The organism is Neoaquamicrobium sediminum, assembly GCF_040970315.1.
In the GTDB taxonomy this organism is placed as follows: domain Bacteria; phylum Pseudomonadota; class Alphaproteobacteria; order Rhizobiales; family Rhizobiaceae; genus Aerobium; species Aerobium sediminum.
Genome location: NZ_JAZHFV010000001.1, coordinates 592564 through 609217, shown reverse-complemented (window position 1 = coordinate 609217; position 16654 = coordinate 592564). Strand labels below are relative to the sequence as shown.

The 16654-nt window shown below is 64.0% G+C and carries 16 protein-coding genes; 3 read left to right on the top strand and 13 right to left on the bottom strand.

Annotated elements, in window-relative coordinates; genetic code table 11:
- Positions 1-6 precede the first annotated feature (6 nt).
- From V1479_RS03045 to V1479_RS03000, 10 genes are all read right to left on the bottom strand, one after another.
- A complete protein-coding gene (locus tag V1479_RS03045) occupies positions 7-1077 on the bottom strand; it encodes a C4-dicarboxylate TRAP transporter substrate-binding protein (protein ID WP_368801608.1) in 1071 nt (356 codons plus the stop codon).
- A gap of 30 nt (positions 1078-1107) precedes the next feature.
- A complete protein-coding gene (locus V1479_RS03040) occupies positions 1108-1836 on the bottom strand; it encodes a TetR/AcrR family transcriptional regulator (RefSeq protein ID WP_368801607.1) in 729 nt (242 codons plus the stop codon).
- Positions 1837-1992: 156 nt separating this feature from the next.
- On the bottom strand, positions 1993-2955 hold the full coding sequence (locus V1479_RS03035; RefSeq protein WP_368801606.1) for a branched-chain amino acid ABC transporter permease: 963 nt from the start codon (positions 2953-2955) through the stop codon (positions 1993-1995).
- Positions 2955-3824: a branched-chain amino acid ABC transporter permease gene (locus V1479_RS03030; RefSeq protein ID WP_368801605.1), complete on the bottom strand. Its 870-nt coding sequence runs from the start codon at positions 3822-3824 to the stop codon at positions 2955-2957. The genes V1479_RS03035 and V1479_RS03030 overlap by 1 nt, the downstream gene beginning before the upstream one ends.
- An 8-nt stretch (positions 3825-3832) precedes the next feature.
- Entirely contained in the window at positions 3833-4567 is a 735-nt protein-coding gene (locus V1479_RS03025) for an ABC transporter ATP-binding protein (RefSeq protein WP_368801604.1), read from the bottom strand.
- Positions 4564-5319, bottom strand: coding sequence for an ABC transporter ATP-binding protein (locus tag V1479_RS03020; RefSeq protein WP_368801603.1), 756 nt, complete (start codon positions 5317-5319; stop codon positions 4564-4566). Before V1479_RS03020 ends, V1479_RS03025 begins: the two co-directional genes overlap by 4 nt.
- A 71-nt stretch (positions 5320-5390) precedes the next feature.
- Entirely contained in the window at positions 5391-6626 is a 1236-nt protein-coding gene (locus V1479_RS03015; protein ID WP_368801602.1) for an ABC transporter substrate-binding protein, read from the bottom strand.
- Positions 6627-6661: 35 nt separating this feature from the next.
- The gene (locus V1479_RS03010; RefSeq protein ID WP_368801601.1) at positions 6662-7978 is read right to left on the bottom strand and encodes a M20 family metallopeptidase; all 1317 of its coding nucleotides are present in this window, start codon (positions 7976-7978) and stop codon (positions 6662-6664) included.
- Positions 7979-8042: 64 nt separating this feature from the next.
- Complete coding sequence (locus V1479_RS03005; protein ID WP_368801600.1) at positions 8043-8687, bottom strand: cysteine hydrolase family protein; 645 nt, start codon at positions 8685-8687, stop codon at positions 8043-8045.
- Complete coding sequence (locus V1479_RS03000; protein ID WP_368801599.1) at positions 8677-9498, bottom strand: N-formylglutamate amidohydrolase; 822 nt, start codon at positions 9496-9498, stop codon at positions 8677-8679. Before V1479_RS03000 ends, V1479_RS03005 begins: the two co-directional genes overlap by 11 nt.
- 207 nt (positions 9499-9705) lie before the next feature.
- Between V1479_RS03000 and V1479_RS02995 the strand changes: the two genes are divergently transcribed.
- Genes V1479_RS02995 through ocd form a run of 3 tightly spaced genes read left to right on the top strand, consistent with a single transcriptional unit; the run spans position 9706 to position 13002 of the window.
- Positions 9706-10608: a MurR/RpiR family transcriptional regulator gene (locus V1479_RS02995; protein WP_368801598.1), complete on the top strand. Its 903-nt coding sequence runs from the start codon at positions 9706-9708 to the stop codon at positions 10606-10608.
- Positions 10598-11911, top strand: coding sequence for a glutamine synthetase family protein (locus V1479_RS02990; protein ID WP_368801597.1), 1314 nt, complete (start codon positions 10598-10600; stop codon positions 11909-11911). The genes V1479_RS02995 and V1479_RS02990 overlap by 11 nt, the downstream gene beginning before the upstream one ends.
- Before the next feature lie 32 nt (positions 11912-11943).
- On the top strand, positions 11944-13002 hold the full coding sequence (gene ocd, locus V1479_RS02985; RefSeq protein WP_368801596.1) for an ornithine cyclodeaminase: 1059 nt from the start codon (positions 11944-11946) through the stop codon (positions 13000-13002).
- On the opposite strand, the gene V1479_RS02980 is transcribed toward ocd, so the two are convergent.
- The 3 genes from V1479_RS02980 to V1479_RS02970 are packed head-to-tail and all read right to left on the bottom strand — an operon-like array spanning position 12999 to position 16649.
- Positions 12999-14072 (bottom strand): DUF1513 domain-containing protein, encoded by a 1074-nt coding sequence (locus V1479_RS02980; protein ID WP_244648581.1) that lies wholly within the window; start codon positions 14070-14072, stop codon positions 12999-13001. The two genes, ocd and V1479_RS02980, sit on opposite strands and share 4 nt — an antisense overlap.
- A gap of 13 nt (positions 14073-14085) precedes the next feature.
- Positions 14086-15144 carry an imelysin family protein gene (locus V1479_RS02975; protein WP_368801595.1) on the bottom strand — a complete coding sequence of 353 codons (1059 nt, stop codon included), beginning with the start codon at positions 15142-15144 and terminating at the stop codon, positions 14086-14088.
- Positions 15141-16649, bottom strand: coding sequence for a di-heme oxidoreductase family protein (locus V1479_RS02970; protein WP_368801594.1), 1509 nt, complete (start codon positions 16647-16649; stop codon positions 15141-15143). The genes V1479_RS02975 and V1479_RS02970 overlap by 4 nt, the downstream gene beginning before the upstream one ends.
- Positions 16650-16654 lie beyond the last annotated feature (5 nt).

The following is a 16654-nucleotide window of genomic DNA, read 5'->3' as shown; positions in this document are numbered from 1 at the left end:
CGATGCCTATTCAGCCAGCCAGTTGCGGGAGAAGCTGACGCCGGCTTCCTCCGACAGGCGCAGATAGGCTTCCAGCGCCTTGGTGCCGGGAACGCCGCGATCGTCCAGCGACTTCGCCCATTCCAGCGCGATGTTCGGCATGGCATTGGCGAAACCGGCGCGCATCTCGTCGGACGCTTCCTTGATCTTGGCACCGCCCTCTGCGGCGATGTTCAGGCTCTTTTCGGCGCTGTTGGTGTAGTTGTCTGCGGCGTAGTCCTGATACTCGATCGCGACCTGCTGGATGATCTCCTTGAGGTCGTCGGGCAGTCCCTCCCAGACATCGAGATTGACGGTGAGCGCCGATGCCGACTGGGCGCCGAAATTCACCTTGGTGATGTGCGGTGCAACCTCGAAGAACTTGTAGGGCGCCATCGCCGAGCCGAAGGTCACGGTTCCTTCGGTCAAGCCGGTCTGGATGGCATTGTAGTAGTCCGGCAGCGCGCCGGCGACCGGCACAGCGCCCGTACCGCGCAGCCAGTTGGTCTGCAGCCCCGCGGTGGACAGCTTGCGCCCGCTGATGTCCTCGACGGATTCGACCGGAAAGGTCGTGGCCAGGTGATAGGTGTCGACGCCGACGGCGGCGAGCATGAGCTGGTTGTTGTCCCGCCAGGCCTGCGCCATCTCGGGAACCTCGTCGTGCAGGTCGCGAACGAGGCGCATCATGGTCTTCAGGTCCGCCGAACCGAACGGCGTGACATAGGTGATCTGCTCGAGCGGAAGCTTGTCGGCTTCGAACAGGTGCGGAACGTAACCGAAATCACCGACACCGCCTTCGACAGCTTCCAGAACGCCCTGCACGTCGGCAAGCGCGCCGGCGTAGGCTTCGTTCCAGGTGATCGTATGGTTGCCGCCCGCTTCCTCGAGACGACGGTTCACCTCGGGGATGAAGAAGTCGCGGATTGCGGCGACGCCGGCCGTGATCGGCGGGTGACCCGCCACAACGGTGAACGAAAAGTCGTCAGCGGCCGCGCCCTGTGGCCACGACGCTGCAGCCGCCATGACAGCGGCTGCCGAAACGGCAGCAATAGTTCTCATGTCTTCCTCCCGTAGAGTTGGTTCGTGATTTCAGTTGCAGTCGGCCTCTCCCACGCGGACCGAACCTGCCTCCTGCAGGCCCGGCGCGACCGGCTCGCCCGGCGGCCCCGACAGCATGTTGATGAGCACCCGGCGCAATTGCACGGCCAGAACGTCGGCCTGGGCCGTGTCGCACTCGCCCTGCGAGAGGCTCAGCAAGCGCTTGGAGCGCGGTGCGTCGGACAGTGCGAAGATCACCGTTCCCGGCATGAAATAATAGCGCCAGTAAAGCTCCGACTTGTCGCGGTCCGGCAGCGCCAGATGCAGCGCGTCGACGAATTCGCGCGCGAGCGGATCGAACTGGCTGGCGATGATCTCACGCGTCCACTGCGTCGGCTCCACCCGATGCAGCATGACCAGATGCACGAGCAGCATGGAGGTCCACGGCTCTTCCCTGCCCACATAAGGCTCCAGGAAAATATCGACGAGATCGTCGACGCCCGGAAGACTGCCCGCCGCTTCGGCGGCCGCCACGCACCTTGCGATTTCCTCACGCCGCTTGGTGTTGACGCGCTCGGCCAGGTCGCGGAACACCGCGTTGGCAAGCGCTTCCTTGCTGCCGAAATGGTAGTTGACCGCGGCCATGTTGACCTTGGCCGCGCGGGTGATCTCCCGCAGCGTGGTGTTGGCCACGCCGTTCTTTGCGAACATCGAGGCTGCCGCATCGAGGATGCGGGAGCGCGTGTTCTCGGATTTGCCCAACGACTGTTTCAATTCCATGTTTCAAACATACGTTTGAATTTTGACGCGAGTCAACGGCCTTCGTGTCCGCGAAGGCGAGAAAGCGCAGAGCGACGGGCGAAACGAGTTCACCGCCGGGCGGAAATCGATCCGCACTGCAGCTCTGGCGTCAGAAGGAGTGGGTGGGTCAGGCCGTCAGGCGCCGGACTTTCCGGCCCGTTTCCCGAAGACCGAAACAAGCCCCTTGGGGAAGAACAGCAGCACCAGCACCATGGCAATGGCGACGAGCATGAAACGGCCTTCCGCGAGGCCGTCGACATTGGCGAGGCCTTCGGAGATGAAGGTCAACACAAGCGCCGCGATGACCGGACCATAGATGCTCGACGTGCCACCGACCAGAACCATGCTCAGAATGAGGGCCATGGTCGAGAAGTTGAAGACCTCCGGCGAGGCGACGCGCAGGTAAATGGCGAAGAAGCCACCCGCGATGCCGGCGAAGAAAGCGCTCGCCACCAGCACCTTCAGACGCTGCAATCCGATCGGGATGCCGCGCGCCAGCCCGTAATCCTCATTGTCGCGCAAGGCGCGGATCGACAGTCCGAAATCCGTCCTGGTGATGAACCGCAGGCACAGGGTCGAAAGCACCAGCAGCGCAAAGGCGACGTAGTAGTAGCCGAACTTGTAGTCGCGCAGGAAATTATAGCCGAACAGCTCGATCGTCGGCACGCGAACCAGACCCTGCGTTCCGCCGGTGATCTGCGACTGGCTGATGACGAACTGGAGCACGAGCTGGCTGAAGGCGAATGTGACCAGCACGACATAGATGCCCTGCAATCGCACGACCGGCAGGGCAACGACAGCGGCAGCCACCGACGCCACCACTCCGCCAATCAGCATCGCGATCCACGGATCAATGCCGAGCAGCTTGGCGCACAGGCCCGTTGCGTAGACGCCGATGCCGAAGAAGGCGACGTGGCCGAAGTTGAAGATGCCGGCATAGCCGAGGCTTAGATCCCAGCTCGCGGCGACGATCGCGTAGATGAACGCGATGATGAACAGGTGGCGGACATAGGTGTCCTCGACGAATACAGGCACCAGAAGGCCAAGGATCAGGACAGCGGCGACCACGAGCGTTTTCATGTTGAAGGCGACAGGCATCAGCGCACCGTCTTTCCGAAGAGGCCCTGCGGCCGAAGCATCAGTACCGCGATGAGGAGCGCGAAGAGCATGGAAGGCGCCCAGTAGATGCCGACGAAGAAGATCAAGGCAGCCTCGACGACGCCGATGATATAGGCGGCGGCGATGGTGCCGCTGAGCGAACCGAGCCCGCCGAAGATGACGATGATCAGCGCCTTGACCAGCGGCTCCGCGCCGAAGGTGGGCGTGATGAAACGCACCGAGCCAAGCAATATGCCGGTGAGGCCGGCAAGTGCGGCAGACAGGGCGAAGGTCAGGATGAAAAGCTTCGACACGTCGACGCCGATCAGCTTCGCTGCGGCCGGGTTCTGGCCGACCGCGCGGATGCCTCGACCGGTGTTCGAATAACGCAGGAAGGCCCAGAGCGCACCCAGCAGCAGCGGCGCCAGTACGATAATCAGCGCCTCCTGCGCCGAGATGGTCGTGCCGATCAGGTTGACCTGCCCCGGCACCAGAGGTTCGAGCTGCTTCAGCCGCGCGCCCCACATGAACTGGATGCCCTTCTCCAGGAAGATCATCACCGCAAGGGTGGTCATGACGGTGATGAGCAGGATGTCCTTGTCATCGTAGAAGGGGCGGATGACGGTTCGCTCGATCAGGATGCCGACGCCGACCATGCCGGCGACGGCGATCGCGACGCCAGCGCCGAGCCAAAGATTCAGGCCGGCAGCGTCTGTCATCGTCCAGGCGAAATAAGCGCCCAGCGCCATCAGGCTGCCATGGGCGAAATTGAAGATGCCGAGCGTCGTCCACACAAGTGACAGGCCGCTGGCCATGAGGGCGTAGACCGACCCCAGCACCAGCCCGCTGACAAGAATTGCGCTGATCATATCCATCGTCATGACGACACGTGCCCCCCGAAATACATGTCCATGATCTCGTCATGGTCGACGTCGCCGCCTCGCGCGACCTCTCGCGTGATCTCTCCGTGGTCGATGAGGTACATCCGGTCGACCAGCGAGAGCACGAAGGCGATGTCCTGCTCGATGAGCAGCAGCGGAATCCCGTCCGCCGAGATCTTGCCGATCGCCACCGCCAGCTCGTCCTTGAGCTTGGGCGAGAGGCCAAGCGTCGGCTCGTCGAGCATCAGCATGCGCGGTGCGCACATCAGGCCAACGCCGATCGAGAGCATCTGGCGCTCGCCGCCGGAAAGCGTCTTCGCCTCCTGCCGCCGCCGCTCCGCAAGGCGCGGGAAAAGCTCAAGAACATGCTCCAGGTTGGCCTTGCGATCCTTCCGGGCGCGCGGCGTGTAGGCCGCGAGCTCCAGCGTCTCCATGATCTCCATGTCCGGGAACATGCGGTTGGCCTGCGACACGTGGACGAGGCCCATGGCAACGATCTCCTGTGCGGAACGCGCCTCCAGCGACTCGCCCATGAAACGCACCGAACCGGCCCGCGGCTGGATGAGTTTGGAAACGGCATTGAGAAGCGTCGTCTTGCCGTGGCCATTGGGGCCGAACAGCCCGACGCGCTCGCCGACGCCGACATGCAGGCTCATGCCCTGCAGCACGTCGAAGGCATCGTAACCGGCGCGCAGGTTCTCAACCTCGAGGGCTCTTTGAATGTTCGTCAAAGTGCTGCCTCCCTCTTGCCCAGATAGGCCTCGACGACCTGGGGGTCGCGCACCACCTCGGCCGGTTTGCCCGAGGCGATCACCGATCCGTGGTTGAGGATCATCAGATGCTGCGACACCGAAAGAAGCAGCGGCAGCACATGCTCGATCAGAAGAACTGTGACGCCGCGGCCGTTGACGGTGCGGATCAGCTCGGCCAGCGCGCTGACCTCCGGCCGGGTGAGGCCAGCAGCCGGCTCGTCCAGCAGCAGGATACGCGGCCGCCCGGCGATCGCCGAAGCGATCATGAGCTGCTTGCGTTCAAAGACCGTCAAATCTCCGGCTGCCTTGTCGCGCCGTTCCTCACCCAGGCCAACATCGTCCAGCGCCTTGGCTGCCTCGTCGCGCGCCTGAACGCCCGAAAGGCCCGCACAATAGACCGCCCCGGCATAGGCGTTCTCGAAAGCGCTCAGCGTCGCGAACTCGGCGTCCTTCTGAAAGGTGCGCGCGATGCCCGCCCGGCTGATCTCGTGCGCCCGCAGATGCTGAATCTCGCGGCCTTCGAGCAGCACCTTGCCGCCGCTTGGTCCGAACGGAATGCCCGTCATGACGTTGAAAAGCGTGCTCTTGCCGCTGCCGTTCGGGCCGGCGATGCCGAAGACCTGCCCCGCAGGCACGGTAAAGGACACATCGTTGACGGCCACCAGCGCGCCGAAGCGCCGTTCGACATTGCGCACTTCGAGCAAGGGGGCCTCGTGCGTGGATTGAGCCACCTGTTCCTCCTTCCCGGGGAATTCAGCGCCGCGGCCGCGCGGTTTTTGCCGCGCGGCCGCATCCGAATGGACTACTTCATCCAGGGCGGGGTCTGGAATTCCTCGGTGGCGTACCGAGCCGGGTAGAAGAGCTCGCGCTTGCCGTCCCAGATCTGGAAGAACTGGATCGGGATCGCGTCTTCGCCCTGCACGGCCAGGTGGGTCTCCGGATCAAAGCGCAGCATGCCGGCCGCGATCTGCTTTTCCGTCTCACCGATTGCCTGGCCGATCGCCAGCCTGTCGGTCGGATCGCCGACCTTGGCGAGTGCATCGGCGTATAGGTAGACCTGCTCGTAGAGTGCGGGACCATAGACGCCTGGTGCGGCGCCATACTTGGCCTCGTACTTGCCGACCACTTCGGCGGCGCGCGGGTTCTGCGGCGTATCCAGCACGCCGCCAAGCATGTTGTAGACGACGCCCGTGGCGCGGTCCTTGGTCAGGTCGAGGAATTCGGGGACCGACGGCGCATACTGGATGAAGACAAGGCTGTCGGTCGGCTGTTCCAGGAACTGCGTCATGAAGGTCGCCGCATTGCCCGGCAGGTAGTCGGTATTGATAATGATCGACGGGGCAGCCTGGCGCACGCCAGCGAGGAAGGCACGCCAGTCGTTGATCTCGCCGAAGGGCAGAAGATCGGCCGAAGTGACTTCCCAGCCGGCTTCCTCAAAGTTCTTCTGCAGCCCTTCCATGATCGTCTTGGAATAGGGATTATCGGACGAGATCAGCGCGACCTTCTTGTTCGGCAACTCCAGTGCGCCGCCATCGAGCAGTTGCTGGATGACCGGCACCATCGCCGTCTCGTAGGCATCGTAGGACGGCGAGATCGACCAGACGGTCGGGAAGTCGTCCGGGCTCGGCGCGATGATGTCGCGCGTCTGCGCGGCGTTGGCCGAGATGATGTAGGGCATCTCCTGCTCCGCCATCAGCTCGATCTCGAAATTGCTGCCGCTGGCGTAGCCGGTCATCATCACGTTGACATCGCGGTCGCCCGCAAGGCGCTCGAATGCGCTCGTCACCGTGTCGGCAGCCTGGTCCTGCGTGTCGCCGACAACGACCTCGAAGGTGTAGCCGGCAATGCCGCCGGCCGCGTTGATCTCTTCGACGGCAAGGCGTGCGCCGTTGACCATCTCATTGCCGTCGGCGGCCGCGCCGCCCGTCATAGGCGCGAGTACGCCGATCTTGGCCACTTTGTCCTGCGCCTGGGCCGACGCCACCGAAAGCGCGGAGGCGGCCAGTAATGCCAGTCCCAACTTGCGTATCGTGTTCATGTCCATTTCCCCTGTTTGGTGTTGTCGTTGTGCAATCAGCGGACGTCGCACCAGTCGATGATGGCGGCCGCGATGGTCTTGGTGGCTTCCTGCAACGATGCGATGTCCACGTATTCGTCGTAGCCGTGGAAGCCATCACCGCTAGGGCCGAAGATGACGCTCGCGACGCCGGCGCCCGCATAGTGGGCGGCATCTGTGACCGCTTCGAACCCCTTGATAACCGGGGCCTTGCCGAGCCTTGTCTTGTGGGTGACGAGCGACTGGATGACCGGATGGTTCGCGTCGGTATCCATCGGCGGGAAGTACAGGCCTGAATAGTCCCAGTCGACGGTGATCGGGTGCTCGCGCAGCCAGCGATCCTGCTGGCAGAAATGATGCACGAAGCTCTCGAATTCCTTCTTCACCTCGGCCGGGTCTTCGTTCGGCAGGAACTTGTAGTCGAGATCGATGACGACCACGTCCGGTATGATGGCCGGGTTGGTCAGGATGATCGGCAGTCCGTCTTCGCCGAGGCCCGCGCCGCCACGAATGACACCCGGATTGATGGTGTTGAGGCCGGGCGGCACCAGCGGATGATAGCTGGTGCGGCAGCGGATGCTTTCGAATTCGCGCAGCGCGGCGAGGAAGCGTGTGGAAAGTTCCACCGCGTTGACGCCCGGAAGCGTGCGGCCAGGAAGATCGCGCTGCGGCCACACCTCGTTGAAACGCAGGCCCGCGTGACCCTGCCGGCCCTTGATCGTGACGCGGGTCCAGAAAAGCCCGCCCTCTGAAGGGATGACGTCGCCCCAGGTCGGCTCCGCGACGATTGCCGCCTTGGCAAGCTTGCCCTTGGCGACCGCGTCCATTGCGCCGAAGCCGCCCGCCTCTTCGTCCACGACGGTGTGGATCGACAACCGGCCCTGAAGATCGACGCCCGCCTTGTTCAGGGCGCGCGCCGCCGCGATGCAGGCTGCGACGCCGCTCTTCATGTCGACGGCGCCACGGCCGTAAAGCTTGCCGTCGGCGATCTGCCCGCCGAAGGGCTCGACGGTCCACTCCGACCGCTCGCCGATCGGCACGACATCGACATGGCCGCAAAGGATGAGGCTCTTGTCTTCGTCGCCGGGAAGGTCGGCGACGAGGTTCGGGCGGTCGGGAAACACTTCCCAACGGTCGGACTTGAAGCCGAGTGCTTCGGTTTCCTGCTGGAGCCGATCCTGGACGGCTGCTTCGCGGTTCTGCTCGGCATCCGTCACGAAGCGCGGGTTCACCGAGGGAATGCGGACGATGTCCTGTGTCAGCTTGACGACGTAGTCGGCCTCCTCGTCCAGGAGCTTCCAGACTTTCTCGATTGCGGTTTCCTTGTCGGCCATCCTATTCCCCTTCTTGTTTCGTTCGGCGACGGGTCCGGCACTTCCTCCGGGCATGGTGATTGGTTCAGCCAGCGATCTCCGCGAGCAGTTCGTCGGTGCTGATCTGGCGGCAGTAGCCCTTGATGGCGCGCAGCGAAAAATCGTGCCGTTCCTGCGTATAGGTCCCGCATGCGTCGGGAACGAGCGTGACCAGGTAGCCGAGGTCGCAGGCGTCCCGGACCGCCGACTCCACGCACTGGTCGGTCAAAAGCCCGCAAAGCACGAGCTGACGGACCCCCAGATTGCGCAGGATGTAATCGATATGCGTGGAGACGAAGACGCTGGACGAGCTCTTGGGCAGCACGATCTCGTCCTCGCCCGGCGCCAGCTCGTCGACCACTTTGCCGTCCCAAGATCCGCGCGGAACGTTGAATCCGGTGATCTTGTAGTCGAGGCTGCGGTCGCGACCGTCGAGCGTCAGGCTTTCGATCGTCGTGTACATGACCTCGATGCCGGCGGCGCGAAAGCCCGCCTGAAGCTTGCGCATGTTGGGCATCGCGATCTTGTCCAGCCGGTCGAAATAGTAGCCGTACCGGGCTTCCATCTCTTCGGCGGGCACGTCGCTGAACTCGCCACCGTCGCGGCGCGCGGAAAAATTCTGAACATCGATGAAGAGGATGGCCGACTGTGCCGGCACAAGGGGCACCTCGCGGGTCAGATTATCCTGCATTTCCAGCCTCTCCCTTGATCGACACGGCAGCGCGAATGGCGACCGCCAGAAATTCCGCCCATCGCGCCTGCCCGGCCGCATCGGCGATCAGATCGTTGCGTATCTCGATCAGAACATGCTCGATGCCGCGCTTCTCGCCATGCACAGGGATGGCGTAGTCGGTCAGGTCGTTGCCGGTGTAAGGCTCGTTGAACGCCGCGTTGACGGTGTCGTCCAGACCGACAATCGCGGTCATCAGCTTGCGGGCCAGACGGTCGTCTCGATTGTAGAGCAGGCCGATCTGCCACGGGCGCTCTATGCCGTCTTTCATCAACCGAGGCGTAAAGCTGTGTACGGACACCAGCGCCGTTCTATGCCGGCGCCCATGCCGATCCAGAAGCCGGCTAACCTCTCTATGGAAAGGAACGTGGATTTCCTCGTACCGGGCCAGCCTCTCAGCCTTCGAAAGAGCCCGATTGCCGGGGATTAGGGTCGTATCGCTCGTGGACGGCATGCAGTCCACTGAGTCGAAGGCTCGATTGCAATCCACGACCAGGCGGCTGTAGCGCTGCAGGACAAGCGGCGCGTCGAGAGCCACCGAAAGACCTCTTGCGACCCCTTCGGCGCCGATGTCGTAGGCGATATGCCGCTCGAACTCGTTCTGGGAAATGCCAAGGTCGCCGAGCTTGCCAGGAACCTGTCGTCCCGCATGCTCGCACAACAACACGACACGGCTGGCGCCTTCGCCATTGGCGATCTCAAAGGGAGCTGGATCGTCTGGACCCAGCAATTTCCCATCCGCCCTGGCATCCGTATTTCCAGTCTGCAGCATGCGCTTCCGTTCAATCCCGTTACTTCGACCAAGGCTTCGCCCTCGGCCGGGACGACAAGTTCCCGGCCGCCGCCACGCATGGGTCGGGGCATCACATGACCGGGATTGGAACGAAAATAGTTCGTCAAAGTCAATCAGAATTTTCGGATTGATAAATTATTTTCGAAATGCCTATAGTCGGCGACAGAGGGGCCATGAGGAGGGCCGATGACCGAGGGCACCGGAACAGGCAGCCTGAAGGACAGGATCAACGCGGAGATGGAGCAGCTCACGGCAAGTGAGCGCAAGATCGCCAACGTTGTCCTTGCCGACTACCCGTATGGGGGGCTCGAAACCATTCAGGAGCTTGCGCGGCGCACACGCGTCAGTGCACCGTCGATCACCCGCTTCATCGCCAAGATCGGCTGTGCGGGCTACCAGGATTTCCAGCGCCAGCTCATCAGCGAACTCAAGCAGCGCGAACTTTCGCCCATCGAATTGAAGATCACGGAGGCCCCGCCCGAAGGCGCGCACCTCCTGACCGACTATACCCGCCGCCTGATACGGCAGATGACCTACATGGCGGAGAACATGCCCCAGCGGCAGTTCGACGAGGTCTGCGAGCTCATCGCCGACCCGAGCCGCAACGTTTTCATCATCGGTGGCCGCGTCACAGACAGCATCGCCCAGCTCCTGTCGATCCATCTGCGCCAGATGCGCAGCCGCATCTACCACATGCCCGGAAACCCCGAGCTCTGGCCCGAATATGTGCTGCGCATGCGCAAGCAGGACATCGTCATCGTCTTCGACGTACGCCGCTACCAGCCGCAGCTCGCGCAGCTCGCCCATCTCATTTCGGAGCAGCGCCAATCCACCATCGTCGCCATCACCGACAAGTGGATGTCGCCGGTTGCGAGCTATGCGCGGCACGTTTTCGCCGTGCCGATCGAACTTGAAACAGCATGGGACACGCAGGTGTGCCTCGTCACCCTCGTCGAGGCGATCATCGTTCGCGTCTCCGAGATGGACTGGACGGCGACCCGCAAGCGCATCGAATCCTGGGACCGCATCCGCTTCTCGCTGCAGGATGCACTGAAAGAAGGGGGAGGTACGGAACCCGATGCAGAATGAGCATGTGATCTACGCCTGCGCGACCGATATCGCGGGCAAGGTGCGCGGCAAGGGGTTTCCCGCCGCGGAGTTCGAGAAACGGCTGAAGCGCGGCATCGGCTGGGCGCCGACCAACGTTCAGATAACCTGCTTCGACGCCATCGCGGAAAGCCCCTTCGGCTCGCTCGGCGACATGGTGCTCATCCCCGATGCCGCCACGCGCGTCAGCGTGCGATCAGAGGAAAGCGGCCTTTCGGAAGACTTCGTGTTCGGCGACATCCGCCATACCGACGGCACGCCATGGGACTGCTGCACACGCTCCATCCTCAAGGCCGCTTTGGCACGGCTGGAAAAGGCTGCCGGGCTGACGCTGGTCAGTGCTTTCGAGCACGAGTTCCAGTTCAAGGGCAAGGCGATGCCGATGGGCACCGCCTATACGATGTCTGGCTTCCGCCAGCGGCGCGCCTTCGCGGAAAAGCTGATTGCCGCCATGCGCGCGGCAGGCCTCGACCCCGACACGATCATGAAGGAATACGGCGCGGACCAGTATGAGGTCACGATGGGGCCGCAGCGCGGCGTCACCAGCGCAGACCATTCGGCAACGCTCCGCGAGCTGATCCAGGCGGTGGCGGCCGAGGCTGGCGAAGAGGTGACGTTCACGCCGCTGCGCGATCCGGCCGGTGTTGGCAATGGCGTTCACATCCACATGAGCTTCCTAGACGCCGACGGCAAGCCGGCCACCTACGATCCGTCGGGGCGCCACAGGCTGAGCAAGCCTGCCGGCCAGTTCGTCGCGGGCCTGCTGAAATATCTCGACAGTTATCTGGCGCTGGTCGCGCCGAGCGTCATCTCATACGGCCGCCTCACCCCGCATCGCTGGAGTGCGGCCTACAACAATCTTGGCCTCCAGGACCGCGAGGCATCGGTGCGCATCTGCCCGGTTTCGGCGATGAGCGACATCGACAAGGCGCGCCAGTTCAACTTCGAGTTCCGCGCGGCCGACGCCACGGCAAGCCCGCATCTGCAACTCGCAGCGATCGTCAATGCCGGCGTCCAGGGCATCGAGGAAGGGCTCGACGTACCGGATGCCACGGAGGAAGACCTTTCCCTCCTGCCGGCGAGCGAGCTTGCGGCGCGCGGATTGAGCCGGCTGCCGACGACGCTGCAGGAAGCGCTCGAACGCTTCGCTGGAAACGACGTGGTCAAGGGCTGGTTCACGCCGCGCTTCGTCGACGTCTACACCAAGCACAAGCGCAGCGAGATGGCCTTTCTGGACGACAAGAGCGAGGCGGAGATCTGCGCCGCCTACGAGACGGTCTACTGAGCCTTGAACTGCATTCGAAACTGAGGTGAAGCATGAGCGGGCTTGTCGCCAGAAACCTGAACATGGTGCCCTTCGTCAGTGTCGAGGACATGATGAAGCTGGTTCTGAAAACCGGGACGGAGCGTTTCATCCAGGAGCTCGCCGGTTATATCCGGGATGATTTCGGGCGCTGGGAGAGGTTCGACAAGACGCCGCGTGTCGGGTCCTACGGCCATGAAGGCGTCATCGAGCTGATGCCCACGAGCGACGGCGAGCTCTACGGCTTCAAATATGTCAACGGCCATCCGAAGAACACGCGTGACGGTCGCCAGACCGTGACGGCGTTCGGGGTGCTTGCCGATCTCGGCAATGGCTATCCCATGCTGATTACCGAGATGACGCTGCTGACGGCGCTGCGCACCGCCGCAACGTCGGCGCTGGTCGCGAGTCACCTAGCACCAAAGGGATCGCACACGATGGCGCTGATCGGCAACGGCGCCCAGTCGGAATTCCAGGCGCTGGCCTTCCGGTCCCTGCTCGGCATTGAGCGGTTGCGGCTCTACGACACCGATCCGGCGGCAAGCGAGAAGTGCAAGGCCAATCTGGCCCCGCTCGGCTTCGAGATCGAAATCTTCCGGAGCGGCGAAGAGGCGGTGGAAGGAGCCGACATCATCACCACCGCAACGGCCGACAAGCGCAATGCCACGATCCTGACCGACAACATGGTCGGGCCGGGCGTGCACATCAACGCCGTGGGTGGCGACTGCCCCGGCAAGACCGAGCTGCACCGCGACATTCTTCTCCGGTCCAGCATCTTCACCGAGTTCACACCGCAGACGCGGATCGAGGGCGAGATACAGCAGCTCGACGCGGACTATCCGGTCACCGAGTTCTGGCAGGTCCTTGCCGGCACCGCCGACGGCCGGCGCGGCGAACGCGACATCACGCTGTTCGATTCCGTCGGCTTTGCCATCGAGGATTTCTCGAGCTTGCGTTACGTGCGCGACCTCGTTGGGCCGACCGGGCTCTACGAGGAACTCGACATGCTCGCCGACCCCGACGATCCGCGCGACCTTTTCGGCATGCTTCAGCGAGCTGCTGCGCGCCTCTAGCCGATGCGGCGCAGGTGATTGTCCCAGCCGACGGCAGGCTGTTCCGCGACGGATCGAAGCCGGCTTCTCGCAATGTCGACGGCTGCAATCGTGCCGCGCCCGCTGGTCGCAAGGATGCCGCCGTCTTGCAGCGGTGCGATACCGCAGCCGTCGGCAAGCGACGTCTGCCCGAGATTGCGGCCGGTGGCGGCGTCCCAATAGGTGATTAGTCCGCCTAGCGGCGACGACGTCGCGACGATCTCGCCTGACAGGTCCACCGCCACAGAGCCGACATAGTTGTCGAGCGCGCGCAGGGTTTCGGCCGGGCCTGCAAACAGCACAGGCTCCTCGCCGCGCCGATGACGTCCGACCAAAGGCGGCCTGTCGGCGGCTTCGCCCTCATACTGGCAGCCGAACCAGACGACGCCGTACGCGTCCACAACAAGATGGCGGATCGAAAGACGATGGAGTTCGGGCGCCAGCCGAACCTCTTCGACCAATTCGCCACTGTGCAGGTCGACATAGGTGAGGCTCGGCGTCATCTCGTCCAGATTGAGCTTGATGCCGTCATAATCGGGATGGGTAAGGATGCCGCCATTGGCGACGCACAGTGTGCGCCCGTCCGGCATCAGCACCACGTCATGAGGACCGACCCCGCCGCTCGCGAACTCGCCGATGCGGCGGCACCCCGCCGCAACGTCGTAGACGCCCAACACCCCGCGACCTTCATCATAGTCGTTCTCCGAGGCGAGCAGCAGCTTGCCGTCGCTGGAGAAGATGCCGTGTCCGAAGAAATGGCGCCCGGGCGCCGCCACCAACGGCAGCGGGTCCTTGCGATTGTCGACGTCGAAAAGCACTGCATGGGTGCCGGGCGCGCGGTCGAACGCGACCGCCATCCGGTTGCGGGCATCGATCGCAAAGGAATGACCGCGCGCGTCGACGGGGATGGAGAAAAGCTCCGAACCGCGGCTGTCGAACACCGCGATGGCGTGGCGGCCGGCTTCGGTGCGGGCCGCGAGGAAAAGCGGCTCGCTGTCGGGTGCCGCAAGAACGTTTGCCGGCGCAACCAGAAGGCCGCCGAACAGCGCCATCAATCGTCTGCGGTCAATCTCCATCGAGCGCATTGAACCCCATGGTCAGGCCGAGTGCGGCCGAGAGGTGCTCGGAGACAATGTCCCGCGCGTGATCGAGCGCCAGCAGCGCGACAGCCAGGTGGCCGCGCGCCGCCTCGTCGGCGAAGGCCGCTTCCGCCGGCAACCCGATCTCGCCAAGCTGCGTCGAAGCCGTGTTCAGCTCGAAGCGCAGCGAGTCGATCGCATAGGCCTGGTCCGACGGAACGGTTTCGGCATAGCCGCTCGCGTCGAGCAGCGCCTGCACCCCGCCAACGCGTGCCCGTGCCAGCGCGAAGGTCAGGTCACTACGCCACAGCGGGGCGCGGCGGCCATTGGCCTTTTCCGGCGTTTCGCCAAGCGGCGGACGCAGTTCCGCCGCGCCGAGAAACTGCAACGCCGTCGACATCGCCTTCACGATTTCGCCGTCCACTTCCCTTGGTGATCGATAGATTTCCGCGTCGGCGGACGGAGCGGTGAAAGACCGGGCGAAGGCGGTATCCGCCGACCAGCCGTTCAGGGTTTCGGCAGCGATTAGGCCGATATTGCGGGAAATAGCGGCGGCATAGGCACACCGGAACGCTCCGTCGCTGCTCGCAAGCTGCTCTGAGCCACTGCCGAACAGCACGAACTCGAGCGCCGGAATACCCTGCAAGGCAGCGCTCTTTTCGGCAAGCGTTTCCTGACGGGCAGCGGTGTCATCCGCCTTGGCCAGAACGCCCTGCACCTGCCTGAGCGCGATGCCGCGTGGGTCGGGCCAGAAGAACAGGCGCTCGATCCGGCTTTCGGCGGCCAAGGGGCCGAAGCGCAGGACGCTCGCGCGGCCGAAACCGGTGACGAGCGTGTCGAATGTCTCCCGCGCAGCCTCCAGCCTCTCCGCGCCGGGTTCGGCGCACAGGGCATCGACAGCAATGCTGTTGCGTTCGGCCGCATCCACCAGCGCCTTCAAGGTCGGTCGCGCGAACTGATCGGCGATCCGCGTCCCTGCGCCATCGGCAGCCTGCGCGGCGAAACCGGGCAACAGCAGGAACATCAGGATAATAACGCGTTTCATAGCGACTCCAGAAAAGCGATCAGGGCATCGCGTTCGGCCTTTTGCATCTTTGCAAAAGCATCGCGGGAAGCCTGGGCCTCGCCACCATGCCACAGGATTGCCTCCACCAGCGATCGGGCGCGCCCATCGTGGAGAAAGCCCGCTTCGGCGCTCACCTGATGCGCGAGCCCGATGCCCCAAAGCGGTGGCGTGCGCCATTCGCGCCCGTCCGCCAAACCTTCCTCGCGGTTGTCGGCCAGCCCTTCACCCATGTCGTGCAGCAAAAGATCCGTATAGGGCCATATGAGCTGGAAGCGGTGCGCCTCGTGCCCGGCGTTGCGGCTCGTCACGAATTTCGGCACGTGACAGCTTACGCAGCCGGCTTCGTAAAAGGCTTCCTTGCCGGCCAGAACCTGTGGCGCGTCGATCTGCCGTCGCACCGGCACGGCGAGATTGCGTGAATAGAACACCACGAGATCGAGCAGATCCCGAGGCACCTCCTCGTCGCCGAATTGCGATTGCGCCCCGTGTGGCAGCGCCCGGCACTCGGGCTGACGTTGGGTGCAGTCGCCCCAATGGTCGGGCGCGACCGGCGTCGAAAGCCCCATGTCGCCGGCAAAGGCATGCGCGGTCTGGCGCTCGACAGTCGGCTCGACCGCCTTCCACCCGAACCGGCCAAGCACCAGCCCGCCCTTGCCGTCGCCGACCATGTTGGGACGGCCGGAGATACCGTCGCCATCGCTGTCGTCCGGATCGGCAAGAGCCAGAATATCGGCCTCGTGGATCGCCTCCAGCAGTCCCATACCGCTCATTGGCGGCGATACGCGCGCCGACATCCTCAATCCGTCCAGATCGGCGTCGGGAGACGTGTCCACTATCGAAAGCCGGGGGCGGCGCAGCGCGACGATCTCGCCGCCTGCGAACTCGACTGGCTTGTCGCTGTAGTCGATGCGAATCCTGCCCTCCGGGTTCAGTCCCGCGGCGGCATTGTCCTGAAGCTGGAAACCCAGCACCGGGTGCGGCGCGGCCGGCTGCAGTCCCTTTTCTATACGCTCCCGCTGTCCGGCGTCAGGCTCCACCGATAGGCGAACGAGCAGCGATGTTGCATTGCCGCCCGGCTCCAACGGTGCGTGGCCCCGACCGTCCTTGATGTGGCAGGCCTGGCAGGCGCGTGCATTGAAAAGCGGGCCCAGCCCGTCCGAAGCGATCGTCGACGACGGCGCGGTGACCCAGTCCTTGCGGAAAAGCCCGTTGCCGACCAGAAAACGCTGCTCGTCCTCGAAGACGAGATTCTCACCAGGATGAGAAAGCGCGTTGGCGTCGGAGACGCGCTTGGTGGTGCCTGCCCCGCCCTGCATCAGCTCGAACGGCTCCGGCCGGGAGAAATCCGTCGCAGGACGCGTCACGGCTTCGACGCGTGCGCGATCGGCCTCGGAAAGGTCGTCGCGGGACGACTGCGCCGCCGCGACGGTTGCTGGCATAAGCAGCAGCGCGACGGTCAGGAGCCTGGCGGAAAAGCTTGGCATGATCC